This is a genomic window from Saccharopolyspora sp. NPDC002376 (assembly GCF_053593195.1).
The window spans coordinates 59206-85011 of record NZ_JBSFBZ010000020.1 but is presented as its reverse complement, the minus strand read 5'-3'; the positions used below and the strand labels follow the sequence as shown (position 1 = coordinate 85011).

The 25806-nt window shown below is 70.2% G+C and carries 21 protein-coding genes and 1 other RNA gene; 3 read left to right on the top strand and 19 right to left on the bottom strand.

All coding sequences use genetic code 11. From position 1 onward, the window contains the following. Positions 1-98: 98 nt before the first annotated feature. From ACWCO2_RS16090 to cobC, 18 genes are all read right to left on the bottom strand, one after another. On the bottom strand, positions 99-1112 hold the full coding sequence (locus ACWCO2_RS16090) for a C40 family peptidase (RefSeq protein ID WP_450128503.1): 1014 nt from the start codon (positions 1110-1112) through the stop codon (positions 99-101). A 1-nt stretch (position 1113) separates the two neighbouring features. After that, positions 1114-1692: a hypothetical protein gene (locus tag ACWCO2_RS16085; protein WP_450128502.1), complete on the bottom strand. Its 579-nt coding sequence runs from the start codon at positions 1690-1692 to the stop codon at positions 1114-1116. Between the two features lie 81 nt (positions 1693-1773). Continuing rightward, entirely contained in the window at positions 1774-3690 is a 1917-nt protein-coding gene (locus ACWCO2_RS16080; protein WP_450128501.1) for a hypothetical protein, read from the bottom strand. After that, on the bottom strand, positions 3687-6569 hold the full coding sequence (locus tag ACWCO2_RS16075) for an ATP-binding protein (protein ID WP_450128500.1): 2883 nt from the start codon (positions 6567-6569) through the stop codon (positions 3687-3689). The genes ACWCO2_RS16080 and ACWCO2_RS16075 overlap by 4 nt, the downstream gene beginning before the upstream one ends. After that, positions 6544-7077 (bottom strand): hypothetical protein, encoded by a 534-nt coding sequence (locus tag ACWCO2_RS16070; RefSeq protein ID WP_450128499.1) that lies wholly within the window; start codon positions 7075-7077, stop codon positions 6544-6546. The genes ACWCO2_RS16075 and ACWCO2_RS16070 overlap by 26 nt, the downstream gene beginning before the upstream one ends. A gap of 3 nt (positions 7078-7080) precedes the next feature. Then, complete coding sequence (locus tag ACWCO2_RS16065; RefSeq protein WP_450128498.1) at positions 7081-7371, bottom strand: hypothetical protein; 291 nt, start codon at positions 7369-7371, stop codon at positions 7081-7083. A 565-nt stretch (positions 7372-7936) separates the two neighbouring features. Next, positions 7937-10132: a hypothetical protein gene (locus ACWCO2_RS16060; protein WP_450128497.1), complete on the bottom strand. Its 2196-nt coding sequence runs from the start codon at positions 10130-10132 to the stop codon at positions 7937-7939. 544 nt (positions 10133-10676) lie between these two features. Further along, positions 10677-11071: RNase P RNA component class A (rnpB, locus tag ACWCO2_RS16055), an RNA gene on the bottom strand. Between the two features lie 15 nt (positions 11072-11086). Further along, positions 11087-12094: an N-acetylglucosamine kinase gene (locus ACWCO2_RS16050; RefSeq protein ID WP_450128496.1), complete on the bottom strand. Its 1008-nt coding sequence runs from the start codon at positions 12092-12094 to the stop codon at positions 11087-11089. Further along, the gene (locus ACWCO2_RS16045; RefSeq protein ID WP_450128526.1) at positions 12091-13344 is read right to left on the bottom strand and encodes a 6-phospho-beta-glucosidase; all 1254 of its coding nucleotides are present in this window, start codon (positions 13342-13344) and stop codon (positions 12091-12093) included. The genes ACWCO2_RS16050 and ACWCO2_RS16045 overlap by 4 nt, the downstream gene beginning before the upstream one ends. 2 nt (positions 13345-13346) lie before the next feature. Continuing rightward, positions 13347-14216 (bottom strand): carbohydrate ABC transporter permease, encoded by an 870-nt coding sequence (locus ACWCO2_RS16040; RefSeq protein WP_450128495.1) that lies wholly within the window; start codon positions 14214-14216, stop codon positions 13347-13349. Beyond that, complete coding sequence (locus ACWCO2_RS16035) at positions 14217-15173, bottom strand: carbohydrate ABC transporter permease (RefSeq protein WP_450128494.1); 957 nt, start codon at positions 15171-15173, stop codon at positions 14217-14219. It lies immediately after the preceding gene. After that, the gene (locus ACWCO2_RS16030) at positions 15173-16522 is read right to left on the bottom strand and encodes an extracellular solute-binding protein (protein WP_450128493.1); all 1350 of its coding nucleotides are present in this window, start codon (positions 16520-16522) and stop codon (positions 15173-15175) included. Before ACWCO2_RS16030 ends, ACWCO2_RS16035 begins: the two co-directional genes overlap by 1 nt. Before the next feature lie 8 nt (positions 16523-16530). Continuing rightward, positions 16531-17757, bottom strand: coding sequence for an ROK family transcriptional regulator (locus tag ACWCO2_RS16025; protein WP_450128492.1), 1227 nt, complete (start codon positions 17755-17757; stop codon positions 16531-16533). A 413-nt stretch (positions 17758-18170) separates the two neighbouring features. After that, positions 18171-19283, bottom strand: coding sequence for a bifunctional RNase H/acid phosphatase (locus ACWCO2_RS16020; protein WP_450128491.1), 1113 nt, complete (start codon positions 19281-19283; stop codon positions 18171-18173). Next, a complete protein-coding gene (locus ACWCO2_RS16015; protein WP_450128490.1) occupies positions 19280-20011 on the bottom strand; it encodes a zinc ribbon domain-containing protein in 732 nt (243 codons plus the stop codon). The genes ACWCO2_RS16020 and ACWCO2_RS16015 overlap by 4 nt, the downstream gene beginning before the upstream one ends. Continuing rightward, positions 20008-20889 (bottom strand): Nif3-like dinuclear metal center hexameric protein, encoded by an 882-nt coding sequence (locus ACWCO2_RS16010; RefSeq protein WP_450128489.1) that lies wholly within the window; start codon positions 20887-20889, stop codon positions 20008-20010. Before ACWCO2_RS16010 ends, ACWCO2_RS16015 begins: the two co-directional genes overlap by 4 nt. After that, the gene (gene cobC / locus ACWCO2_RS16005; RefSeq protein ID WP_450128488.1) at positions 20870-21919 is read right to left on the bottom strand and encodes an Rv2231c family pyridoxal phosphate-dependent protein CobC; all 1050 of its coding nucleotides are present in this window, start codon (positions 21917-21919) and stop codon (positions 20870-20872) included. The genes ACWCO2_RS16010 and cobC overlap by 20 nt, the downstream gene beginning before the upstream one ends. A 189-nt stretch (positions 21920-22108) precedes the next feature. Between cobC and ACWCO2_RS16000 the strand changes: the two genes are divergently transcribed. The 3 genes from ACWCO2_RS16000 (at position 22109) to ACWCO2_RS15990 (ending at position 24592) form a co-directional block, all read left to right on the top strand. After that, complete coding sequence (locus tag ACWCO2_RS16000) at positions 22109-22567, top strand: low molecular weight protein-tyrosine-phosphatase (protein ID WP_450128487.1); 459 nt, start codon at positions 22109-22111, stop codon at positions 22565-22567. Continuing rightward, positions 22567-23442, top strand: coding sequence for a fructosamine kinase family protein (locus tag ACWCO2_RS15995; RefSeq protein ID WP_450128486.1), 876 nt, complete (start codon positions 22567-22569; stop codon positions 23440-23442). Before ACWCO2_RS16000 ends, ACWCO2_RS15995 begins: the two co-directional genes overlap by 1 nt. Positions 23443-23674: 232 nt before the next feature. Beyond that, the gene (locus ACWCO2_RS15990; protein ID WP_450128485.1) at positions 23675-24592 is read left to right on the top strand and encodes an SURF1 family cytochrome oxidase biogenesis protein; all 918 of its coding nucleotides are present in this window, start codon (positions 23675-23677) and stop codon (positions 24590-24592) included. Positions 24593-24799: 207 nt separating this feature from the next. On the opposite strand, the gene ACWCO2_RS15985 is transcribed toward ACWCO2_RS15990, so the two are convergent. After that, positions 24800-25750, bottom strand: coding sequence for a cobalamin biosynthesis protein (locus ACWCO2_RS15985; RefSeq protein ID WP_450128484.1), 951 nt, complete (start codon positions 25748-25750; stop codon positions 24800-24802). Positions 25751-25806: the final 56 nt, after the last annotated feature.

Sequence of the window (25806 nt, the reverse complement as noted above, 5' to 3'; positions counted from 1 at the left end):
CGAGAAGTCGCGCGGGCGGGTGGCGCCCCGACGGGTCCCCAGGCCCCCGCCGCGCCGACCATGCGCTCTCAACGTCAGCAGGCCGCCGTCATTCTTACCTAACGTTGACCATCTCCGGCAGGAACAGCGGCCTCCTGGGGTGGCGTGTCGGCCGCTGGGCGGACCACGTACGGCAGCAGTTCGCCGCCGTCCCACAGCTTCTCGATCTCGACCGCTTCGCCTGGTTGCGGCGCCTGCAGGACCTGCTCGTCGCCCAGGTACAGAGCCACGTGGTGGATGCCGTGCGGGTCCCGGCCGGTACCCCAGAAGACCAGGTCACCGGGCTGCGCCTGGTTCAGCGGCACGTGCACGCCGCCCTGGAAGTACTGCGTCTGCGAGTACTTCGGGATCTCCACCCCGGCGGCCTTCCACGCCTGCTGGGTCAGGCCCGAGCAGTCGAAGGAGTCCGGCCCGGCCGCGCCCCACACGTAGGGCTTGCCGAGCTGCGCGTTCGCGAACTGGATCGCCTGGCCGGCCAGCACGCCCGCGCTCGGCAGGTCGTCGCAGCCGCTGATGCCGGAGACGTCGCCCTGCACGCTGACCAGGTGCGCGGCCATCGGTTCCCACTTGTGGTAGCGCAGCGGGAACGCCGAGCGCTCCACCTTCTGGGCCGCGGTGCCAGGCCGCATGTCCTCCCAGCCGGGCACCTCCAGCAGCACGTCGTAGAACTTGTTGATCGCGTAGTCCACGTCGGTGACCTGCTGCGCGCTGCCCCAGCCCATCGACGGCCGCATCTGGAAGATGCCCAGCGAGTCCCGGTCGCCGTAGGAGACGTTGGTCAGGTTCGACTCGGTCTTGCCCGCCTGGATCGCGATCTGCCAGGCCCGCGGCGGCAGCCCGCGCTGCTGACCGATCTCGATGATGCGCTGGACGATCCCGATCGACTCCTGGGACAGCGTCGCGGCATCGCTCGCACCGCGCTCCGCGCCGTCGCCCCACGGACCGAGGTCCGAGCTGCAGCTGGACCAGTTCGCACGGCCGCCACCACCGGACAGCAGCATGGTCATCGCGCCAACGCCGATCAGACCTGCGAAACCCGCGAGCACGACGAACGCAACCACGAGCTTCCGCATGTCAACCTTCCTCGTCGTACTGGGCCACGCGCCAACCGGCGGCCGTCCGATTCACGGTTATCTGGAGCACTCCGATGTCGGTGGGCAGGCGCACCACCATCACGCCTTCGGTCGCGCTGATCGACGTGGGCGCACCGGTGATCACGTTGGCCGCGTTGGCCGGGTCCACCGATTCCATCTCGGTGATGAACTCGTCGGTGGTGAAGGGGCGCAGCTTGTCCAGCCACGCCTGCCGGTCGACGCCGACGGGGTGATCGACCCACGCCCTGCCCCACTCCTCGACGACGGCCAGCCCGGCCGGGTCAGGGGAGACCTGCGCGGGCGGGGCAGCGGGCACCGAGATCGTCGGCGGGGCCTTGGTGGGGCTCGGTGGCACCACCGCGGAATGCGCTGGCGGCCGGCTGGTGGACGTCTCCGCGACGTACTGGCTCGGCGGCGGTTTGGGGAGCAGGAAGCCGATCACCATCGCCACCGCGGCGACCGTGATCACCGCTGCAGCCAGGTGCTTGGGAGAGCGCAGCGGCCAGCCCCACAACCTGCGGTACACCGCGGCTCGTCCGCGGTGCGTCCGGATCGGCATCAGGCCCCCTTCTTCCGGCTGTCCTCGAAGCGGCGGTGCCCCTCACGAGTTCGGGACACCGTTGCCCTGTTGATCATCCCCTCATCCATCGGCGACTTCCAGGCCGCGGGAGGGGCGGTAGAGCACGTACACCGGGCGGCCCGCCACGACCTCCTTCTCGGCGCGGCGCGGACCTTGGGGTTCCGGCTGCCCGAAGATCGGGGAACCGGTCGTGCGGGACGGGATCAGCACCGGGTCCTCGTCGATGCCGTCCCACTTGGCTTCCGCCACCGGATTGGTGTCGACGACACGACTGGTGGTCCGGGCCTCGGGCAGCGCGGGCATTCCGCCAGGTCGGCGCGCCGCCGCGCCGCTGGGCAGCGCCGCGCTCGGCGGGCCCGCCACCGCGGGCGTCTCGCGGTCCAGCCGATGCGCGGTGGCCGCGACCGACGACGGGTGCTGCGCTTCTGGGCGAGCGCGCCAGCTCTGTCGCGGTGTCGCTCCGGACTCGGCGTACTCCGCGTCCGGATCCATGCCCCGCGCCCGCTCCCAGAAGTTGCCGGTCTCGTCGTCCTGAGGCCGCCCCCGCCGGAAGCGCGAGAAGATGCCCTGCGGTGGGCGCGGCACCGCTCGGCCGACGGTGCCCACCGACAGCTCGACCATCTGCCCGATCCGCCGGACCGGCTTGGCGACCATCAGGAACACGGCCGTCACCAGCGCGGCCAGCAGGATCTGGGTCAGCGCGGAGAACCCGCGCGGCGGGTCGAAGATCCAGGTCAGGATCAGGGTGTGCAGTCCGGCCATCGCCGCGATCATGACCACGTTGAGCACCGCCGCCCCGGCCACGCGGCCGATGGTGCGCAGCACCTGGTGGTAGAGCAACGCGACCAGACCGATCAGCGGCCCGGCCAGGATCAGCACCCGCAGCAGCACCTGCGCGAGCAGGATCGTCGCCTTGGCCAACAGCTGGAACGAGGCGTAGGCAAAGGCCTGCACCATGGCCAGCATCCCGGCGCCGACGCGGCTGCCGTCGATGCCCTGGAAGTAGCCGTAGGAGCTCGTGCCGCTCAGCCGACCTGCGACGTCCTGGAACTGCTGCTTCTTCGGCTCCGCCGAACCGGCGTCGGCCCCGTCGTTGACCTCCTGCCGGGTCCACGACTGGGCTCTCAGCAGGTCACGGCCGAGTTCGTTGGCCTGCGGCGAGTCGGGAGTGCCGAACTCCCCGCGTAGCCAGTTGCGGTAGATGACCTGGTCGTGCAGCAGCGTCGGCAGCGCATGTCGCTCGTCGACGCCCACTTCCTGCAAGAACCCAGCCTGCACCGCCGAAGTGCCGGTGATCAGGATGTCGTCGAGCGCGTGCGTGTAGACCAGCGGCGTCAGGTAGGTCGCGGAGGCGAACCAGAGACCGGCCAGCGCCCACATGGCTCGCTTGCCGATCGAGGCGAGGTCGCCCGTCCAGATGTAGCGGAACAGCACTATCGCCAGCACCAACGCGACCAGCCCGAACCACGGGGTGAACACGCTGTCGTAGAGCGCGATGGTGCCAGTGGCGACCAACTCGTCCAGCGGCGCGAGCAGGTTCCCGGTCAGCAGGGCGTAGTGCAGACCGTTGGTTGCGCCGACGAGGTTCTTGGCGACGTTGAACAGCTCGTTGCCGACCCAGGTGTCGACCACGGCGTTCGGGTTGGTCACGCCCTGCGGACCGCAGCCGAGGTCGTAGGTGTGCCAGACCAGACCCGAGTAGCCGACCTCGTTGTAGGGGCTGCCCGGGTAACCGGTGCCGAGCGAGCCGGGGTCCAGCGCGCCGACCATGCCGGAGCCTGGGCGCTCCGGGTTGGGTGCTTCCTTGCAGTCGAAGGGCTGGCCGAAGGCCGGGGCACCGATCAGCGCCTGGATCGCGATCAGTCCGGCGACCACCGCGAACGCCCGGCGCTTCGCGCTCCTAGGGCGCTTGCGGCGCCGCCGGAGCAGCACGACGAGCACCGCGGCCAGAGCGACCGCCAACAACGCGCCGCTCACCGGGCGTCTTCCCCACCCCGCTCGCCCACGGGGGTCGAGTGGTCGCTGCCGTCCTCGCCATATCCGATGCCGACGCTTTCGAGCTCGAACTCGTCGAAGGTCTCCTCGAGGTCTTCCGCGTAGTCCGCGGTAGGCCTCATCACGGGCGCGGCGGAATCGGAGTTCGCGCCGGCGGCCGGTTGCAGCGCCCGCGGTTTCACGGCCTCGTCCGCAGTCGGCGTGGTGTCCAGGACGTTGCGCAGGTGCTCCAGGTGCGGGCCGGAGAAGTCGATGCGGATCTTCTCCACACCGCCCGCGCCGTCGCCGAAGATGAACTGCCGCGGCGAGCGGTCCCGCTCCGTGCTGTTGCGCGCCGGACCGGGCCGGCGACCGAGGGCGGCCACCACCTGCTCGTACCCGGCGCCGACCGGCACCTTGAGCAGGCGCAGCGCGTCGGCCTGGGCGTTCTCGTCGTCCAGACGTCCGATGAACACCGAGTCCAGCAGCGACACGAAGCCCTGGATGCGCAGGAAGTCGTCCGGAATCTGGCTGGACAGCAGGACTCGGACGTTCCACTTGCGGGAGTCTCGGGCGAACCGGTTCATCAGCACGCGACCGGTCGGCACCTCGGAGAGGAAGAACGCCTCGTCGATCCAGACGCCCTTGCGCTCGTTCTTGGGCCGCTCGTAGATCGACCGCTGGGTCAACCAGGCAGCCAGGTTGAGCATCTCCACGCCGAGGGCTTCAGCGTCGGTCCAGTGCTCCCGCCCCACGCCGTCCTTGGGCAGCGCCAGCCCCGCCATGGTCAGCACGGTGAGCCGGTCCTCGCGGCGCTCGGAGTACGGGTCGGCGTTGGCCTCCGGGATCAGCAGCGACATCCGCTCCCGGATCTCGTCCAGGAAGTCGGCGACCACGACGGCGTGCTCGTGGTGCTCGCTGGCGTCGCGGCGCAGCGCCTCGAAGACCATGCCCGGGTGCGCATCGGGGCGACCACCGACCGCGCGGACCGCGCGCAGCAGCACGATCCGGGTCTGCGGCAGGCGCGCCACCTCGTAGGGCAGCAGGCCGGTCAGCACGTCGAGCACGAGGCGACGCCGGGTGGCGGCGGCCAGCGCGCGCTCGCGTCGCCAGCTGCGCTCCGGGTCGTCCTCGTCGACGAAGTGCTCGAGCTCCGGCTCGGCGACCACCCGGTACGGGTTGAGGATGCCGGGCTGGGCGTTGAGCAGGTTGATCGGTCGCGCGTAGGGCTTCAGCTCGGGCAGCTCGCACAGCGCGGCCAGCGGACCCGACGGGTCCAGCAGCGTCCAGTTGGCCCCGGACCGCAACGTCTTGTAGACGGTGCCGCCGCCCAGAAAGGACTTCCCGCCGCCCAAACCAGCGACGATGGCTGTCAGGCCGGAGGCGTCCCGGACTTCCTGCGCCATCCACGGGTCCCAGGCGACCGGGCGCCGGGTGGCGGTGCAGGTCTCGCCGAGCAGGATGCCGCGCCGGTCGCCGACCTCCGCGGTGGCCTGCGGAACCGCCGAAGCCGCCCACACCACCGATCCGCGGCGCAGGTAGGCGCTGTTGGCCAGCGGCTCGCCCGGGATGAACTCGCGGGCCATCGCGTACTGCGCTTCGGGGTGTTCGATGGCGATCTTCGGCTTGTACAGGTCGAGGATCTGCTGGGCCAGGCGCAGCGCGTCGCGCTCGGTCGGACCGGACACCGCGAGCCGCCACCAGGACTTGACGCGGGTGGCCAGCGCGGTGAACCCGGAGGTCATCTCGTCGTCGACCTCGAGCACCCGGTTGGCCTGGCGGGCCAGCGAGGTCGGCGGCTCGAGGCCGTGCTCCTCGGTGTAGTGCCGGACCTGCGAGCGCACCTTGTTCATCTGGCGCTGCAGCTCACCGCCCACGTCCTCGGGGCGGCGCACGTAGATCCGCGCGGACCACTCCACGGGCGCGGGCATCCGGTCGGAGTGCTGCATCCACGGGTCGTCGATCTCGGGGATCTGCAGGCCGTGGCTCTGCCCGACGGTGAGCACCGCGAGGTGTCGGGTGACGCCCGCGTTGGACCCGGTGCGGCCGCGGACGGTCACCGTCGGCGCGTACGGGTCCTGGTGCATGTCGGAGGCGTCGGTGAACGACGCGAGGTCCTCGGGCTCCCACGGCGCACCGGGCACCGCGGGCAGGTTGCGCGGCGCGGGCAGGCCCAGCGAGCACGAGCGGTGCATCAGCCAGGAGATCTCCTCGGCGGTCACCGGACGTCCGTCCAGCCCGGCCGAGCCGATGACCTGGTCGAGGTGCTCGATCTCGCTGTCCAGCGCGATGAGTTCGGCGTCCACCGCTTCCGGGAACACCTTGCGCAGCAGCGGGGCGGCGCGCTCGACGGCGCGGTCCACCACGTTGCGGGTCTGCACCTGGACCCCCAGGTAGACTTCCTTCTCCGCCATGGAGCGGCCCATCAGCTGCTGCTGCTCGCCGACCATGTAGTCGTCGAAGCTCAGCGCGCCGGGGGTGTCCGGGACGGGGTTGCGCGAGTTGTGCACGTGCGCTTCGGCCCACATCCGGATCGGGTAGGGCCGGTTGGTCACGCGCAGGTGCATCCAGCGGCCCTGCAGCTCGGCGTACTGGCCGGCGATCGCGGCGATCAGGTCCTGGCGCTGGGAGTCCGAGCGGAACGACCAGCGCTGCGGGGAGAGCCGGTACCAGGCGAACACGTCTTGACCGGTGCGCAGCAGGTGGCCGTCGATGGACCTCGCCGCGATGGACGGCGTGTAGGTCGGGATCGACTGCTCGGCACCCGGGGTCCGGCCGCGTTTGCCGGGATTGCCCTTGGCGCTGCGGACCTTGCCGTGCGAACCGCGGGGACCCGGAACTTGTTGCATGTTGCGCTCACGGCCTCGCCGGCGACCGAACACCGCGAACCTCCTTGCTACGCGCGCGCCTGCTGGGAACCGTGCTGCGGGCCGCCGGTTTCGACCGGGCGGTCCGCTGCTGCCGCTGGGGGTGGCCGCGTTGGGCCTGCTGCTTCGGGGCCTTGCGGCGTGGGGCCTTCTGCTTCGGGTGCGGACGCTCGGTGCGCACCCTGATCCGCGCGGCGCTGGCCGCACCGCCCTCCCCGGACGCCTTCTCCCGGGGGGCGGTGAGTTCGCGCATCCACATCGCCATCACCGCGCCCAGCGGTCGCTCGTGCCCGATCTTCGAGCAGACGATCTTGGTCACGACGATCGTGATGATTACCGCCCACGCAGTGGAGAAGAAGCCGAAGCCGATGTTCATCCGGCGTTCGATGGCGAGCACGATCAGGAACACGACGATTCCCACGCCCCAGGCGACGTAGCGAGCCCGCCACGGGAAAGTCGCATTGGGCGGCCCGAGCCAGACCGCGTCAACCCGGTAGATCTCGTCGTCGGTGCGTATTCGCACTGGTCAGCCCCCAGTGCTGAACAGGCTGGCGATGAACGTGCCGATGTCCACACCTGCGTTGGTGACCGCGAGTCCGACTATGGCGAGCGCGACGACGACACCACCGAGACGACGCATCACGCCGGCGTTGTCACCCTTGCCGCCACCCAGCCAGAGCAGGAGGATCGCGACGGTCAGCAGCAGCAGTGGGAGCAGGTTGTCGAGGATCCAGCCCTGAATGCCTTCTGTGCCCAGTTCCGTCTGCTGCGCCAGTACGTTCATTTGCGCCAGTGTGTCCAGCGACGTGGCGATCATCTCTTTACCCCTGAGTGCGCGGAGTGTCGTCGGGCCGGTACCTCAGCGCGCCGGGAATGATCCGGCACGCAGGTACGAGTAGAACATGACATGGTCACCAGAAGTAGTGGTTGCGAGTTCCGGTGTGGCGGAAGCGGTGTTGCCGACGAAGCGCCGTCACGCCGCGAATAGGCCGTTCGGGGATGCCGCTTTCGGTTTACCACCGGGAAAAATGCGCTCACCTGGCCGGTTCCCAACTGGAATCTCGTGGCTGTTCACCCGCTTGCGAACCCCTTCGTAACGCACCGTGCACAACTCGGTCATCCAGTGGATTTCCGCACATCGCGTCATGATGCACCCGACCGGATCACGCGAATGTGAAGTCGTGGCCCAGATTCGGGATGAGTTGATCAAGACGCCCTGCCTCAGCGTAGCGGCTCGTGTACAGCGACCGACGGGCAGCCCCATCCTCGGAGCGAACCCCGAAGTACACAGTGGACGATCCACCAGCCACGATCGGACAGACCAACGAACGCCCCGACCACCGGCCGGGGCGTTCGTCGTGGGATCTCCGCAAATCAGGCGCTCACTGCACGGCCCAGTAGGTGTAGGACGAGTAGTCCGGGTACGGGCCGAGGAAATCCTGGAGCGGGCCGAGTTCGACGGTCAGCGTCGGCTCGGTGACCAGCTCCGCCGGGATGGTGAAGGTGGTCTCGGCCCAGCCCCGCGCGTCGGCGTCGAAGTGCCAGGTACCGACGAGCTCGTCGTTCGCCCGGACCTGCACAGCGCGGGATCCGGTCGGTTCGCCGTCTTGCGGTTCGGTCGGGTCGATCCGGCCGAGGATCGTCAGCTCCTGGTTCGGGACCAGATCGTGGAAGGTGAACGACTCGCCGCCGACGACGTGCCGACCGCTGTCCACCACGTCCCCGCCGTCCGGGCCGGTGACCGTGCGGAGATGGGTCCGCGGCTGGAATCCCTGGTGTGCCGGGATGACCTGGTAGTCGTGCCGTTCCTCGTCGCGCAGGTCGGCGATGTTGAGGCGGTCGCGGATCTGCCCGGTCGGCTGCTGCAGCGGCTGGTCGCCGGAGTCCAGCGAGTTCCAGTCGGCCTCGTAAACGGTCACCTTGTTGCAGGTCCGCGCCGCCTGGCAGGCGGACTCGCCGCCGAGCGTGGTGTGCGAGAACTGCGGCGACTTCAACTCGAAGGTGATCAGTTCGCGACCGAACAGGCCTCCTTCGCCGAGGCCGTGCACGCTCCACGAGTCGAAGATGACGAAGTAGTCCGGCCGGCGCTGCTCGGGCAGCCGCTTCAGCTCCTCGTAGAGGCTGCCGGGACCGTGTCGGCTCGGGGTGGTCAACCCGGTGGTGGCCAGGCCGATCAGGTCGACGACGTAGCGGTCGGAGAAGTAGGCGGGGGCTCCGACGTCGTTGACCGCGACCTTGGCATCCGGCGGCAGGTGGCCCTTGATCCAGTGGCTGATGGTGACCTGCTGGTCCCGGATGCCGGCGGCCTGCTGGGCCTGCCGCAGGCTCCAGGCCGGCAGCTGGGAGGCGCTGAACAGCAGCGCCACCACGACGCCGCCGACCAGCACGGCACGCCGCGCGGTCGGGAACAGCTGCGCCGCGGAGTGGATCCCGATGACGCTGAACAGCAGCAGGACCGGCAGCAGCGGCTGCACGTAACGCATGTGGTGGACGTCGGCGACCTCCTGCGTGGAGACCGACGCCAGCACCAGCACCACACCGATGCCAACGGCCAGCGCCAGGCCACGCCACTGCGGAGCGCGGCGGAACAGGCCGAACACGCCGAGGACCGCGAGCAGCAGCGCACCGGGGAAGACGTAGTCCTGCGTGGACAATCCGGTGAGCGCGGTCAGGAAGATGCGGAAATTGCTGAGCACCTTGTCCGCGACTTCCAGCGGGTACACCGCGGGCAGGTGCAGCAGCGACTTGGCCAGCACGCCGTTCTGCTCCGCCGAACCGGTCGCGATCCGGTAGAAGGCGAACTGAGCAGCGGCGGCGTACGCCGGCAGGCCGATCCACAGGATCCGGCCGAGCACGCGTGGCCACGGGGCGCGGGTGCCGCGCGCGTGCGCGACGACGTGCCAGATCATCGCCAGGCCGAGCACACAGGCGAACACCAGCAGTTCGGTCCGGGTCAGAGCCGCGGCCACCGCGACCACGGGAGTCCACCGGAAGCGGTTCTCCGCACGCTCACCGGTGAACACCAGCAGCAGGGCCACGAGCAGGAAGGCGACGAACGCGATCTCCATGCCGCTGGTGGCGCCCCAGGACAATGGACCGCTCAGCGCGACCAGCAGTCCGGCGCTGATACCGACGCCGCGGCCGGCCAGCCGGGTGCCGAGGCGGTAGGTCAGCGCGGCGGTCAGCGCCAGGCACAGCGCGCCGAAGAACATCGCGAACGGCAGGAAGGCCGAGCCCGTCACGCCCAGCGCGTAGACGCCGCCGAGGATCAGCACGTAGAGCAGGCTGCTCGCGCCGGTGCTGATCGGGTCGCCGGTGTTGTACTGCAGGAAGTGCCCGGAGCCGATCTGGCGCGCGTACTGCAGGTGGATGTAGGCGTCGTCGACCGGCGGGATGAAGTTCCACTGGTTGTAGGCCAGATTCACCACCAGGAACAACGTGGTGATCAGCAGTGAAAGCCCACCGATCAGCCATGCCATGGCGTCCCGGAACGGACGTCCGGCCGGTCGCGGACCGGCGGTGGTCCCGGCCGGTATCTCGTCGTGCTCCCCGGCGCTGGGCGCCGCGAATCTCGTCATGCTTGCTCCGAAAAAGAGGGGGATCAGCGCGCGTTCCGACCGCGCGCGAAAAGAGAGGTGCGCCTACGGGGTGGCGAAAAACCGGTGCGGCGTTGCAGGTTCGGCGAGGACGATGCGGCGGTCCGACATCGATCGCCCCGATGTCAAGAACCCAACGCCGCCACCTTCCGCATCCGAGCGAACACGATGAGGAAATTCACAAACCACCCACCGCGCGCAGCAACAGATTAACCCTTCCGAGCTAACCAAGATCCCCAGGGGCGACCAAGTTCGCAAACCCCGAAAACCGGGCCCCTACCCCGAAACCACCGATCCACCCCACCCGAACCCGTTCAGATCGGTTGATGCCCGTGAGTTCTTCGGCCTGCTATGACAGCCCAAAAAGACTCACGGGCCATGACCAGGCAAAACAATCCCCAGACCGAACCACGAGCAGCGAGACGAGCGGCCGCCGTGCATTGGGATGCATGAAGTTGGGCACCCGCAGTCCGGGCGGGCGCTGAGGTTCCGCTACCCGCACCGCCACAAGACAAACAAGAAGGGGCGGATGAGTCGGCCTTTAAGCCGGATTCTGTTCTTGGGGGCCTTGCGGCCTTCCCAGTCGGTGACCATCCATCTTGGCTCGCCGTTGCCGACGGGCTCGTGCGGCCTACCCGCGAACTCGGGCGGGCCGCCCTCGATCGTTCGCGCAGACGCCTGGTGGGGCGTCCTCTTGGCCTTGCTCCGGGTGGGGTTTACCTAGCCACCCCGGTCACCCGGGGTGCTGGTGGTCTCTTACACCACCGTTTCACCCTTACCCGGCGGTGTCCGCCGGGCGGTCTGCTTTCTGTGGCACTGTCCCGCGGGTCGCCCCGGGTTGCCGTTAGCAACCACCCTGCCCTGTGGAGTCCGGACTTTCCTCGACGGGATCGCTCCCGCCGCGGTCACCCAGCCGACTCATCCGCACCGTCAAGTCTAGAACGCTTCGGGCGCACGTCGAGGTCCGGCCCCGGCCAGGTCGGCTCGGCTCAGGCGGTCCCGCGCGGCTCGCTCGGCGCCGATGCGGTCCAGGCCGAGCAGCCCGGCGCCGATCACCGGGGGCGCTTCGACCAGGCGGACCTGCACTTCGGGGGCGACCTTCGCGCACCGGCGCCGGATGTCGGGCAGCAGCCGCCGCCCGGCTCCGGCCAGCACTCCGCCGCCGAGGACGACCGTCGGCGCGTTGAGGAGGTCCAGCCGACGCAGGGACACCGCGGCCAGCAGCCCGATCTCCTCGGCCTGCCGGTCGACGAGTTCGGTGGCGACCGCGTCCCCGGCCTCGGCGACCTCGAACAGCAGCGGGCACAGCTCGTGCAGCACGTCCCGGTGCAGTTCGCCGAAGTGCAGCGCCTCGACGACCTCGGCCGCGCTGCGCATCCCGAAGTGGGCCACGACGGCGGGCAGCAGTTCAGTCGGCACACCGCGGCCGTCTTCCGCCCGCACCGCCCACCACAGGGCTTCCTGACCGAGGAAGGCCCCGCCGCCCCAGTCCCCGGAGATCCGGCCGATCGCCGGGAAGCGGGAGGTGCGGCCGTCGGCGGCGACTCCGACGCTGTTGATCCCGGCTCCGCACACCACCGCCACCCCGACTCCGTCGTCGGTTCCGGCGCGCAGCAGCGCGAAGGTGTCGTTGTCCACCGACAGCGTCTCCGACCAGCCGCGTTCGGCCATGGCCCGGCGCAGCTCGTCCTCCTCGCGCGGCAGGTCCGCCCCGGCCAGGCAGGCCGCGGTGTGCTGGGCGAACGGCGGGCCCGAAGGCAGCCCGGCCCGGGCGGTGGCCTCGACGGCGAGTTCGGCGAGGGCGTCCATGCAGCGCTGGACGCCGACGTGCTGCGGCGACGCTCCGGCGCCGCGCACCGAGGCCAGCACCGAGCCGTCGGCGGCGATGAGCAGGACGTCGGTCTTGCTGTTGCCGCCGTCGATGGCCAGCACCGCGGGCTTCATCGGGCCCACGGCAGGAACTGGGCGTTGCGCTGCACGAGCTCGTCGGCCAGCCGGTCGGCGATCGCGTGCTGGCCGATCAGCGGGTGCGCGAGCAGCGCGTCGGCGACCCGGTCCCGGCCGCCGCGCAGCGCCGCGTCCAGCGCCAGCTGCTCGTAGCCCGCGACGTGGCCGATCAGCCCGGCCAGCGCAGGCTCCACCGGTCGCACCGGGAGCGGTCGGGCGCCGTCGGAGTCCACAGTGGAGTTCGTCTCGACCACCATGTCGTCCGGCAGGAACGGGAGCGCACCGTCGTTGCGCACGTTCACGACGTGCTCCTCCGGTCCCCCGGAGGTCAACGAGTGCACGAGCTGCACTGCCGCCTCCGAGTAGTAGGCGCCGCCGCGCTTGGACAGCTCCTCCGGCTTGGTCTTGAGCGCGGGATCGGCGTAGCGCTTGAGCAGGGCCCGTTCCACGTCGGCGACCACCGTTGCCCGAGGTGGCGATTTCCGTTGCTGGGCAAGCACTTCGTTGTGCGCGTAGAAGTACTTCAGGTAGTACGACGGCACCGCTCCCAGCCGCCGGAACAACTCCGGCGGCAGCCCGATGTGCTCCGACATCGCCTCGGCGTGCTCGCCGAGCAGATCCGGCAGGACGTCCCGGCCCTCGACCTGCACACCACGCACCCAGGTCAGGTGGTTGAGCCCGGTGTGCTCCAGCTGCACCGAATCCGGCATGGCGTCGAGGAGTTGCGCGACCCAGCGGCTGAAGGTGATCGCGACGTTGCACAGTCCCACCGCACGATGCCCTTCGCCGAGCAGCGCACGGGTCACGATGCCGACCGGGTTGGTGAAGTTGACGATCCACGCCTGCGGCGCGACCTCCCGCACGCGCTCGGCGATGTCGAGCACCACGGGCACCGTGCGCAGTGCCTTGGCCAAACCTCCCGCGCCAGTGGTCTCCTGGCCGATGCAGCCGCAGTCCAGCGGGAACGTCTCGTCGCCGTACCGCGCCTGCTGACCACCGACGCGCAGCTGCAGCAGGACCGCCGAAGCACCGGTCGCCGCCTCGACCACGTCGGACGTCGTGCGCAGCCGCGCCGGATGGCCGGCCTCACGCAGGAGTCGGCGGCTGAAGTCGGCCACCACGGCCAGCCGTTCGGCGTCCGGGTCGACCAGCACGATCTCCTCGATCGCCGGTTCGCGGCGCCGGGCCAGTCCGTCGATCAGTTCGGGCGTGTAGGTGGAGCCACCGCCCACCACCGTCAGTTTCATGGTCACCCCTTGACTCCGGTGAAGGTGATGCCGCGGACGAAAGCGCGTTGGGCGAACAGGAAGAGCACGATGACCGGCAGCATGACCAGGACCGTGGCGGCCATCGTCAGGTTCCACTCCACGCGGTGCATGCCGCGGAACGAGGCCAGCCCGACCGACAGCGTCCAGGACTGCTGGTTCTCCCCGGCGTAGAGCAGCGGGCCGAAGAAGTCGTTCCAGGTGTAGAGGAAGCAGAACATCGCCGCGGCCGCGATGCCCGGCCGGGCCATCGGCAGCACGATCCGCAGCATCGCGGTGAACTCCGAGCAGCCGTCCACCTTCGCTGCGTCCACATAGGACCTCGGGATCGTCAGGAAGAACTGCCGCAGCAGGAAGATGCTGAAGGCGTCGCCGAACAGGTTCGGGATGATCAGCGGCCACAACGTGCCGGTGAGCTCGAAGCGGGTCCACAGGATGTACAGCGGCACCGCGGTCACCTGCGGCGGCAGCATCATCGCCGCGATCACCAGCACGAACGACGCACCGCGACCGCGCCAGCGCAGCTTGGCCAGCGCGTAGGCCACCGGGATGCTGGAGATCAGCATGAACGCGGTGGCCAGCACCGAGTACAGCAGGCTGTTGAGCAGGAATCGCAGCATCGGCGCCTGGACGAAGACCTGGGCGAAGTTCTCCCAGTGCCACTCCTGCGGCCACAGGTTCGCGGTCAGCGCCTGCTGGTCGGACATCACCGCGGTGAGGAACACGAACACCAGCGGCAGCAGGAACATCACCCCGAGCGCGAGCCCGAGGCTGTGCACCGCGATCCAGTTCAACTGGTGATTTCGGCGGTACCGCACGAAATCAGCGCGATTGGGACTCAGCACGGCGGCCACTCAGCCCACCTCCTCGGCGTTGGTGCCGCCGCGCATCCGGCGGATCAGCAGGGCGGTGAAGCCGAGCGAGAACGCGAACAGCACGACGGCCATCGCCGCGGCGTAACCCATGTTGTAGTAGTGGAATCCCTGCTGGTAGAGCCAGGCCGGGAAGGTCAGCGTCGCGTTGTCCGGATAGCCCAGGACCCTGCTGCTGCCCACCACCTCGGCCTGCCCGGAGGCCACCGAGCCGGCCACCACCGCCTGTGTGAAGTACTGCAGCGAGAAGATGATCGAGTTGACCACGCCGAACAGCAGCACTGGCGCGATCGACGGGATCGTGACGTGGCGGAAGCGGCTGACCGGACCGGCGCCGTCCAGCGCCGCCGCCTCGTGCAGCTCCTGCGGCACGTCCAGCAGCGCGGCCAGCATGATGATCATCAGCTCGCCGCTGCCCCACAACGTCAGCAGCGTCAGCGCCGGTTTGGCCCACGCCGGGTCGTTGAACCACAGCGGCCCGTCGATGCCCAGCAGGCCGAGCAGCCCGTTCACCGGCCCGGTTCCGGGGTTGAACAGGAAGGTGAACGCGAGCGTGGCGGCGACCGGCGGGGCCAGTGCGGGCAGGTAGCACAGCGTGCGGACCAGTCCGACCCCGCGGCGCAGCCGGGCGATCACCGCCGCCACCCCGAGGGCGAACACCACGCGCAGCACGGTGAGGACCGCCACCAGCCACAGCGTGTTGGCGGCCGCGATGCGCACCACCGGGTCGCCGAACAGCAGGTAGGCGTAGTTGCGCAGGCCCACCCACTGCGGCGGGCTGAGCAGGTCGTACCCGGTGAACGAGAAGTAGCCGGTGGCCAGCAGCGGGTACGCGAAGAACACGGTGAACCCGATGATCCACGGCGACATGAAGGCCAGCACCTGCAAGCGGCGACGCGTTCTGCGGGCGCGGGCCGCGCGCTCGAGCGTCACGGACATCAGTTGCCGCCGAGCGCCTTGGCCGCGTCGATCTGGCCGTCCAGCTCCCGCAGCGCGGCACCCAGGTCGCCGACCTGACCGCTCTGCCACTTCACCGAGAAGTCCTCAGTGGACTTCATGTAGGCGCTGCCGTTCGGGCTCGGCGGGCTGGGCACCAGCTGCGGGTTGTCGAACAGGTCGAGGAAGGTCTGGTACTGCTCGGTGGTCTCCACCCGCGGGTCGTGCAGCGCTTCGGTCGTGGTCGGCACGTTCTTCAGACCGTTGGCCAGCTCCACCAGCGCATTCGTGTCGGTGGTCAGGTAGCGGACCAGTTCCCAGGCCGCGCCGGAGTTCTCCGCGCCGCGCGGGATGCCGATGATGGTGCCGGTGACGAATCCGGTCCCGTAGAGCTCGGGTTCGCCATCGGCGACCGGGAACGGCGCAGTGGCGTAGCGCAGGTCCGGCGAGGTTTCCTCGATGAAGCCGGTGCGGTACTCACCGTCGATCATCATCGCGATCTTGCCGCTCTGGAAGGCGTTGTCGGCGGAGTACTGCTGGCCGAGCCCGGAGGTGAACTGCACCAGCTTGTCCCAGCCGTAGAAGTCGACGAGCTCCTGCTGCCACCGGTACATCTCCTGCCAGGCCGGGTCCTGGCCCAGCGCCGACTTGCCCTGCTGGTCCATCCACTCCGCGCCGAAGTGCGGCGCCCAGTTCCACGGGTGGTTGGCCTGCGAGCCCAGCACCGGCAGGAAGCCGGCGACCTTGATCGAGCCGTCCGGGTTGAACTCGGTGAGGCGCTTGGCCATGTCTGTCAGCTCTGACATGGTCTTCGGCGGCTGGGTGATGCCCGCGCGGGCGAAGGCGTCGGTGTTGTAGAAGAGGCCGTAGACGTCGGCCAGCAGCGGCATCGCGCAGCGCTGGCCGTCGAACTCCGTGTACTTCTGGGACACCTCGACGATCTGGTTCAGATCGACCCGGTCGCGCTGCAGGTAGGGGCCGAGGTCCTGCCAGGCGCCGCTGGAGCAGAACTGGCCGAGGTTGATGGTCTCCGCCGAGATCGCCACGTCCGGCGGGTTGCCGCCGCGGATGGCCTGGGTGATCTTGTCGTCGTCCTGGTTGCCCTGGCTGTTGATGGTGATGTTGGGGTGCTGGGCGTGGAATCCGTCGAGGACCTGGTTGAGCACGTCCAGCTCGCGGTCGGTGAACTGGCTGGACACGGTGATGGTGACCTGCTCGTCGGGGCCCGGCGCGGGTTGCGGACCGTCCGATGTGGACCCCGCGGTGCAGGATGCGGCCACCAGGGCGGCCGCCGCGGTCGCGAGGGCTAACAGCCCGCGTCTGCTCGCGCGGGCGGGGAACCTCGATCTCATCGCGCCTCCTACTCGACTTGGTCGTGCGGGATAGACCGGACTCCCACCGCCGTGACGGGCAGTCCGAAGAGCTGCTCCCGAGCCATCCCGAGAGCGACTTGCAGCGCACCCGCGCGCACCGCGTCGTCGGTGCACTGCGCGAGTTCGACGGGGGTTCGCGGCACCACCAGGCGGTGCAGTTCCCCGGTCACCAAGTTCGTGAGTTCCGGGCCGCCGACCTTCGCGATCTCAGCGGTCAGCAGCACGAGTTCGGGGTCCAGGACGCTGACCACGCCAGCGACACCGGTGGCCACCCGGCGTGCCAGGTCCGCCAGGAACTCCTGTCCGGCAGGACCACCGGTGCGGGCTTCCTGGACCGCAGCGACGGCGTTGCGGGCATTGATCCCGTGCGCGCGGGCGAGCTTGTTGATCGAGCGGTAGCTGAGGAGCCGGCCCAGGCGGTCGCCGGTCCGGTCGACGCCGGTGTCCTGATGAGCCCGGTCGGGCACCCGGATCCAGTCGATCTCGCCGGCACCACCGGTGGCGCCGCGGTGCAGGACGCGGTCGATCACCACCGCCGCGCCGAGCCCGTCGCCGAACCAGACGAGCACGAAGTCGCGGACGTCACGAGCACGACCGGTGGTCATCTCCACCAGCGCAACGAGGTTGACGTCGTTGTCGACGAGGACATCGGTTCCCAGCGACTCGCGCAGCCTGCCAGGCACGTCGAAGCCCTCCCAACCGGGCAGGTGCGGGGCGAAACCGAGATGACCGGTCGCCGGGTCCACGCCACCCTGCGCGCCGACGACGACCTTGGCCAGCTGATCAGTGCGCAATCCGATGCGCCCGGCGGCCTCGACCATCGCCGCGGCGAAAGCCTCGGGCGCACCAGCACCGGACGGCAGAGCACCGCGGTGCTCCACGCGAACTTCGCCGGTGATGTCGGCGATCACCACGTCGACCTCATCAGGAGTCAGGCTGACGCCCGCGACATGCCCGAGATCGCCGTTGACCGACCACATCTGCGCAGCCGGACCGCGATTCCCACCGCGCATCTCGCCGCGCCGCACCATCCCGGCCTTCTCCAGCCGGGCCAGCAGCGAGACGGTAGCGGGCTTCGAAAGTCCAATGACAGCTTCGAGTTCGGCCCGGGTGAGCGCACCGCGCCGCAGCATCGCCTCGATCGCAGCCCGATCGTTGATCTCCCGCAGCAACCGAGGACTGCCGTCCCGCCCTGCGCCTGCGTCCCGAGCCACCAGCACCCCTAACCGTTAACTTCCCATACGGTTTCAGGGACGCTAGTAACCCAAGTCACAGGTGTCAATGGTCCATACCGGCGGTCCAGCACACGGATCACCGCAATTTCCATTGAAATCAGACGTGCGATTTCAATGGGGTTGTTTCATCCTGTCCGGCTGGTGACCGCGAAGCACGACCGCCACCGAGCGTCGCGGGTCGCATGCGCCGCAGGCGCATAGCCCACCCCCGCAACCGGCACCACCGCGGGTTCTCAGACGCCGCCTGGCGAGAACAGCCCGTTCGCCGTGTATTGGACATACATAAAAACGGGATCCCGCAGCCAGGCGACGTCTGAGGTTCCGCCACCCGCACCGCCACGCAAAACGAGCCTGGAAAGACCTCAATGGAAATTGCGGTGGAACGAGGGGGTCTACTGCCAGTGGGAGATGTCGTTGACCAGGCGGACGGAGGAGTGGCCGTCCGGGTAGAACTCCACGATGGACAGCGAGGCCAGGTCCAGGTGGAGGCTGTAGAACATCTCCGGTCCCACGCCCAGACCGAGGCGGAGCAGCGACTTGATCGGGGTCACGTGGCTGACCACGATGATCGTGCGGCCCGCGTAGCGCGTCACCAGGTCGTCGCGGGCCGCCTGAACCCGCTGGTAGACCGAGTTGAGGCTCTCCCCGCCGGGCGGCACGACGCTCGGGTCGCCGAGCCACTTGCCGTGCAGCTGCGGGAACTGCTCGGAGGCCTCCTTGAAGGACAGGCCCTCCCACTCGCCGAAATCGGTCTCCAGCAGACCATCGTGGAAGTGCAGCTCGCTGCCTGTCGCGTCGACGATCGCCTGCGCGGTCTGCCGGGTGCGGGTCAGCGGCGACGCGATCACCGGGGCCACGCCGTCCGGGGTGATCACCCCGTCCATCGCGGCCAGCCGCTTGCCCGCCGCGCGCACCTGCCGCTCCCCCAGCTCGGTCAGCGAGACATCGCCGCGCCCGGAGTAGCGCCGTTCCACCGACATCGGGGTCTGGCCGTGCCTGAGCAGTAACATCCGCGTGGGCGTGCCGTTGGCGCCGAGCCAGCCAGCCGGCCGGGTGCGAGCGCTCGACGCGGGTTCCTCGGACTTGGGCGAGCCGCCCTCCTGCTGGTCCATCGCCTCGTTTGCCAGCCGGTCCGCGTGCGAGTTCTCCGCGCGCGGGATCCACTCGAAGCTCACCCGCCCGAACCCGGCGACCAGGCCGCGAGCCTCCTCGGCAAGCGGCTGCAGGTTCGCGTGCTTGACCTTCCAGCGGCCGGCCATCTGCTCGATGACCAGCTTGGAGTCCATCCGCACGTCGACCTCGGCGGCGCCCAGCTCGGCCGCCGCGCGCAGCCCGGCGATCAGGCCCTGGTACTCGGCGACGTTGTTGGTCGTGACGCCCAGACCGATCGAGCGTTCCGCCAGCACCGCGCCGGAGGCGGCGTCGCGCACCACGGCCCCGCAGCCCGCGGGACCGGGGTTGCCGCGCGAACCGCCGTCCGCCTCGACCAGCACGGCCGAGATCACGCAGACTCCCCGGCGCGCACCATGATCGCGCCGCACTCCTCGCACCGGACCACGTCGTCGGCCGCCGCCTCGCGCACCTCGTTCAGCGCCGAGCGATCCAGCTCGATCCGGCACGCACCGCACCGGGCGCCCTGCAGCAGCCCGGCCGCGACACCGCCCTTCGCGCGGATGCGGTCGTAGAGCGCGAGGAGGTTCTCCGGCAGTCCCCTGGCGATCAGGTCGCGCTCGCCCTGGAGCCGGGCCTGCGAGGACTCGAACCCGGCGAGGGCTTCGTCGCGGCGCTCCTGCACCTCGCGCAGCTTGCCCTCGGCCTCGGTCAGCGCCTCGCGGGACTTGGTCACGTTGGTCTCGAGCGCTTCGCGCTGCTCCATGACCTCGAGCTGCTCGTCTTCCAGGACCCCCTGGCGACGGGCCAGGGTCTGCAGCTCGTGCTCGAGGTCCTCCAGCTGCTTGGCCGAGGCGCCCGCGGCCATCAGGTCGCGGTCGCGCTGCTCGCGCTTGCGGACCTGCTCGACCTCGTTCTCCAGGCGCTTGACCTCGCGGTCCAGGTCAGTGAACGCGGTCTCGGCAACCACCAGCTCGTCGCGCTTGGTCCGCACCTCGCGCTCGGCATCGCCGATCAGTTCCAGCTCGGGCAGCGACCGGCGGCGGTGCTGAACGCGGTTGAGCTCCGCGTCCGCGTCCGCGAGATCGAGCAGCCGTCGTTGCACGGCGGGGTCGGCTTTCACGCCAGCGCCCTCCCTGGGTCTGATGCCGCACCGGCGTGGAGCGTCCACGGGTCGGTTCGGCGGGTGGAAACGAGGACTTCGACTGTATCCGGCAGCGCGGCGGCCACGATGTCCGCGGCCTGCTGGCACCACGGCCACTCGCTGGCCCAGTGCGCCACGTCGACCAGCGCAGGCACCTCGGTGCCCGGCACGTCGGCGCGGGAGATGTGCTCACCGGCCGGGTGGTGCCGCAGGTCAGCGGTCACGTAGGCATCGACCCCGGCCGCCGCGGCGGTGGCCAGGTACGAGTCGCCGGCGCCGCCGCACACCGCCACGGTGCGGATCGGGCGCTCCGGGTCACCGGCGCCGCGCACGCCCCACGCCGTAGTCGGCAGGTTGTGGCCGACGCGGGCGACGAAGTCGCGGAACGGCTCGGCCTCGGGCAGCTCGCCGATGCGCCCCAGGCCGGTGTCCGCACCTTCGGCGTGCGGAGCCAGCGGGCGGGTCACGGTCAGGCCGATCGCTTCGGCCAGCGCGTCGGACACGCCCTGGACCGCGCTGTCGGCGTTGGTGTGCGCGCAGTACAGGCCGATGCCACCGCGGATCAGCCGGTGCACGATGCGGCCCTTGGGGTCGTTCGCGGGCACTCCGTGCACGCCGCGCAGCAGCAGCGGGTGGTGCGAAACCAGCAGCTGCGCACCGAAACCCACCGCTTCGTCCACAGTGGCCTCGACCGGGTCGACGCAGAACAGCACCCGCTGCACCACGGCGTCCGGGTCACCGCACGCCAGACCGACCGCGTCCCAGCTCTCCGCCAGACCGACCGGGTAGGCCGCTTCCAGGGCCTCGATCACATCCCGAATCCGAACCGCCACCGGTTCACCCCCATCCCAGAACATCACGAAAAGCCTTGACCAACAAGGCGTTCTGCTCCGGATCGCGCACCGCGACCCGGAGGTGGTCAGCAGTCAGGCCGGGGAAGGTGTCGCCGCGCCGCACGGCCACTCCCCGCGCCCGGAGCTCTTCCCGGACCTGCTCGCCACCGTCCACCCGCAGCAGCAGGAACGGCGCCCGCGCGGGCTCGGCGACCTGCAACCCCGGGATCGCGGCCAGCTCGGTCACCAGCCCGGCCCGGTGCTCCTCGAACTCGGCCGCGGCCCGCTCCGACTCGGCCAGCGCGGACGGCTCGCAGCAGGCGATCACCGCTTCCAGCACCAGCGAGTTGATCGGCCAGTGCGGGCGGGTCCGGCCCAGCTCGGCGAGCAGCTCCGGCGCGCCCAGCGCGTACCCGGCGCGCAGCCCGGGCAGGCCCCACATCTTGGTCAGACTGCGCAGCACCAGCAGCCCCGGTTCACAGCAGCCCGCCAGCGACTCCGGCTCGCCCGGCGTCGTGTCGGCGAACGCCTCGTCGACGACCACGATCCGGCCCGGCTGCAGCAGCCGCTTGATCTCCGCTGCCGGGTGCAGCACGGACGTCGGGTTGGTCGGATTGCCCAGCACCACCATGTCCGCCTGCTCGGGCACGGCGTCGGCGTCCAGCCGGTAGCCGTCGGCCGGATCCAGCTGGACCCGGGTGACCTCGACACCGGCCGTGCGCAGCGCCAGCTCCGGCTCGGTGAACGACGGATGCACCAGCGCGGCCAAGCGGGGGCGCAGCGACGGCAGGAGCGCGAAGCCCTCCGCGGCGCCCGCGAGCAGCAGGACCTCGTCCGCGTCGCGGCCGTGGCGGGCGGCGGCAGCCGCGCGAGCGGCGAGGTCGTCGGCGGCCGACGGGTAGCGGCCGAGGCCGTCCAGCGCCGCCGCGAGGCGTTGGCGGAGCCACGGCGGCGGGCGGTCCAGCCGGACGTTGACCGCGAAGTCGAGCAGCCCGCTCTCGGCGTCCACATCGCCGTGGTGGCGCAACAAATCCCGATCGTGCCCGCTGCTCATCGACGGCAGTCTAAGTGCCTGCCTTCGGACTCGTTCTGCGTGGCGGTGCAAGCGCCGAGGGTGGGCTAGGCGCCTGCCGGCGCATCAAAGACCAAAAAACCAGGATCAGGGACAGGCTCCAACCAGGACTCGACATCGACCGCGCGCCCTTCGCCCTCGCCACCCGAGCTGTCCGTACCCTCGGTGGACGTGCACATCTCCTTCATCTGCTCCGGCAACATCTGCCGGTCACCCATGGCCGAGCTGGTGTTCCGGGAACAGCTGCGCCGGGCCGGGTTGGACGGGCAGGTCGAGGTCTCCAGCGCCGGGACCGGACCGTGGCACGCCGGGGAACCGGCCGACCCGCGAACCGCGAAGGTGCTCGCGGACAACGGCTACCCCACCGAGCACGTCGCCGCGCAGATCGACGACCACCACCTGGACGCGGACCTGCTGCTGGCGATGGACGCCGGGCACCTGCGCGCGGTGCGGGGCCTGGCCGAGGACCCGTCGAAGGTGCGGTTGATGCGTTCGTTCGACCCCGCTTCCGAGGACGGTGCCGAGGTCCCGGACCCGTACTACGGCGGGCCGAACGGCTTCGACGACGTGCTGGCCATGGTCGAGGCCGCGATGCCCGGCCTGCTCGACTGGGTGCGCGAACGGCTGTGATGCGCGACGAAGCCAGGTCGGTGGTAGCGGCCATCACCGGCCGGGCACCGGTGGAGGTGCGGCAGCTCGGCGGCGGAGACACCGCGGCGGCGTTCGCGGTGCGCCTCGACGACGGCACGGCGGTGTTCGCCAAGACCGCGCCTGCGACGATGCCCGGCGCCATCGAGGCCGAGGCAGCATCGTTGGCCTGGCTCGCCGAACCCGGCGTGGTCGCGGTGCCCGAGGTGTTCGGGAGCACCGAGCGCTGGCTGGTCACCGAGCTCATCGCGGAGTCAGCACCGACGGCAGCAGCAGCCGAGCAGCTCGGGCGCGGACTCGCTGAGCTGCACGCAACCGGGGCACCGGCCTTCGGCTCCGCGCCACCGGGCGGCCCTGCGGACGCCTGGATCGGCCTCGCGCCGATGCGCAACGAGCCCGAGTCGGACTGGCCGACCTTCTACGCCCAGCACCGAATCGAGCCCTACCTCCGGAGGGCAGTGGACTCCGGCACGCTGAACGCGGCGGACGGCGCGGTGATCTCGCGGGTCTGCTCGAACATCGACCATCTGGCCGGGCCAGCCGAACCGCCCGCGCGCCTGCACGGCGACCTGTGGAGCGGCAACGTCCACTGGGCCGAGCAACAGGCGTGGCTCATCGACCCGGCGGCGCACGGCGGCCACCGCGAGACCGACCTGGCGATGCTGCACCTGTTCGGCTGCCCGCACCTGGACCGCGTCCTAGCGGCCTACCAGGAATCCCACCCGCTCGCGGACGGCTGGCGCGACCGAATCGCCCTCCACCAGCTGTTCCCCCTCCTGGTCCACGCGGTCCTCTTCGGCTCCGGCTACGCAGCCCAAGCCACCGGCGCAGCCCGCTCGACCCTCCGAGCAGGCTGAGCCCTTCGCAGGGTGACCTCCTGCCGGGGATTCTGGGCAGACAAGTGGTCGTGGAGATGCGGAGAACTACTGAATGCGTTCACGTGGGGACCAGCAGGCGCCTTCGAACATTTCGACCACAGCGGAATCGGGCACCGGCTGACCTGCTAGGACGCAGGCGCGAGCCGTCGTTCACCGCAGGGTGATGGCATCCGGAAACCGCAGGTCAGAGTAGCTCGGTTACCGTAGGGACGTGCGCCTGAAGTTCTTGTTGCGACCCGGCTGGCTCGGACTGATCGCGCTGGTCGCGGTCTTCACCACGCTGTGCCTGACCGTGCTGGCCCCCTGGCAGTTCAGCCGCAACGATGAGGCCAAGGCCCGGAACAACGCGATCTCCGAGTCCTTCGACTCCCCGCCGCGCCAGCTGGCCGAGGTACTGCCCGCCGGGCAGGCACCGGACCGGCGCACCGAGTGGTCGCAGGTGCTGCTGCACGGCCAGTACCTACCCGAAGGCGAAACGCTGGGCTGGCAGCGAACCGTGCTCGGCGAGCCCGCGTTCGAGGTGCTGACCCCGTTCCGACTGGACGACGGCACGGCAGTCCTGGTCAACCGTGGGTACATCCGCCCGGTCGACGGCACCCGGGCCCCGGCCTACGACGCGCCGCCGCCCGGCGAACAGACCCTTACCGCCCGGGTCCGCAGCGACGAGGTCGACAGCAAGGACCGACCGGTGTTCGACCACGACGGGCACCGCTGGGTGTACGCGGTGAACGCCGAGACCGTCTCCGAAGGCACCGGCATCGCCATCCGGCCCGGCTACTTCTCCCTCAACGAGAACCAGCCCGGCGTCCTCGAGCCCCTGCCTCTGCCCCGCCTGGAGTCCGGCCCGTACCTCTCCTACGCGCTGCAGTGGATCGCCTTCGGCATCATGGCGGTCATCGCGGTCGGCTACCTGATCTACTCGGAATTCCGCCCCAGCGCCCGCCCGGCCTGGCAAAACGCGGACAACGCAGACACCGCGGACGCCGAACCGGCCGAGAAGCCGACCCGCCGCAAGAAGAGGTCGGTCGCCGCGGCAATCGCCGAGGACGAACGTCGCGAACGAGAAGCAGCCGAACGCGAAGCAATGTCCTCAACCGAGGACACCGAGGACCACGCCACCAAGAGCTGACACCCTCGACCTGAGCCGTCCGTCGCCTGGTCTCACCACAGTTTCAATTGAAACTGTGATCCGCCGTGGGTGGGATTTACAGTTTCAATTGAAACTGTGTTCAGCCGTGACTGAAATCCACAGTTGCAATGAGCCTTTTCATCCTGCCCGGCCCGTGACTACGAAGCACGACCAGCGGTTGTACAGGGCGGACGGACGCCGGAGGGGTCAGCGGCGGTTTCGGCGGATTGCTCGGGCTAGGGCGAACCCGGCCGTCAGGACGCCCGTCACGGTGCCGATGACTCGGGACAGCTCGACGCTCCGGGTCACGTCGCCGGCGTCGGCCGTGCGGCCTTCGCCGAGGACCGGGCGCTGTTCCACGACGTAGCCGTAGACCGTCCGGCCGCCTAGGCGGATCTGGAGCGCTCCGGCGAAGGCCGCCTCGATCTGCCCGGCGTTCGGGCTCGGGTGCGCCGAGGCGTCGCGGCGCCAGGTGTGCCACGCGCCCTTGGCCGAGCCACCGACCACCGGCGCGCATGCCGAGGTCAGCACCGCCGCCAGGCGCGACGGCACCAGGTTGAGCAGGTCGTCCAGCCGCGCGGACGCCCAGCCGAAGTGGCGGTATCGGGCGGAGCGGTGACCCACCATCGCGTCCAGCGTGTTCGCCGCGCGGTAGGCGAGCAGCCCGGGGACACCCGCGATCGCGCCCCACACCAGCGGGGCGACTACGGCGTCGGAGGTGTTCTCCGCCACGGATTCGACGGTCGCGCGCGCCAGGCCTTGGCCGTCGAGCAAGGCCGAGTCGCGTCCGCACAGGTTGCCCAGCCGCTCGCGGGCCGCTTCGATCTCGCCCGCGTCGAGCAGGCGGGCCATCGCGGTGCCCTCGTCGGCCAGCGACGCGCCGCCGAGCACCACCCAGGTCGCCAGGCCGGTCGCCGCCGCCTCCAACACCGGGCTGCGCTGCGACAGTCGCTGCGCGACCACGCCGAGCCCGACGGTCCCGCCGACCAGCACGCCGGTGTAGATCACCCCGGCGAAGCGCTGGTCTCGGTGCAGGAGCCGCTCGGCGGCCTGCGCGGCCTTGCCGAAAGCGGCGACCGGATGTCCGCGCTTCGGGTCGCCGAGAGCCGCGTCCGCAGCCACGCCCAGCAGTAGTCCGACCGCCCGTCCCGCGCTCACCGGTGCCGTCCCCTCCAGATCGATCAGCCGGGGCCTCCCCCGCGCACAAAGCTGCC

Bases quoted from the DNA above. Each gene is read 5' to 3' on its own strand.
- ACWCO2_RS16050 (WP_450128496.1), bottom strand. From the start codon at position 12,094: ATGAAGCCCGCGGTGCTGGCCATCGACGGCGGCAACAGCAAGACCGAC.
- ACWCO2_RS16065 (WP_450128498.1), bottom strand. From the start codon at position 7,371: ATGATCGCCACGTCGCTGGACACACTGGCGCAAATGAACGTACTGGCG.
- ACWCO2_RS15995 (WP_450128486.1), top strand. From the start codon at position 22,567: ATGCGCGACGAAGCCAGGTCGGTGGTAGCGGCCATCACCGGCCGGGCA.
- ACWCO2_RS16085 (WP_450128502.1), bottom strand. From the start codon at position 1,692: ATGCCGATCCGGACGCACCGCGGACGAGCCGCGGTGTACCGCAGGTTG.
- ACWCO2_RS16060 (WP_450128497.1), bottom strand. From the start codon at position 10,132: ATGACGAGATTCGCGGCGCCCAGCGCCGGGGAGCACGACGAGATACCG.
- ACWCO2_RS16010 (WP_450128489.1), bottom strand. From the start codon at position 20,889: ATGTTCTGGGATGGGGGTGAACCGGTGGCGGTTCGGATTCGGGATGTG.
- ACWCO2_RS16030 (WP_450128493.1), bottom strand. From the start codon at position 16,522: ATGAGATCGAGGTTCCCCGCCCGCGCGAGCAGACGCGGGCTGTTAGCC.
- ACWCO2_RS16090 (WP_450128503.1), bottom strand. From the start codon at position 1,112: ATGCGGAAGCTCGTGGTTGCGTTCGTCGTGCTCGCGGGTTTCGCAGGT.
- ACWCO2_RS16035 (WP_450128494.1), bottom strand. From the start codon at position 15,173: ATGTCCGTGACGCTCGAGCGCGCGGCCCGCGCCCGCAGAACGCGTCGC.
- cobC (WP_450128488.1), bottom strand. From the start codon at position 21,919: ATGAGCAGCGGGCACGATCGGGATTTGTTGCGCCACCACGGCGATGTG.
- ACWCO2_RS16045 (WP_450128526.1), bottom strand. From the start codon at position 13,344: ATGAAACTGACGGTGGTGGGCGGTGGCTCCACCTACACGCCCGAACTG.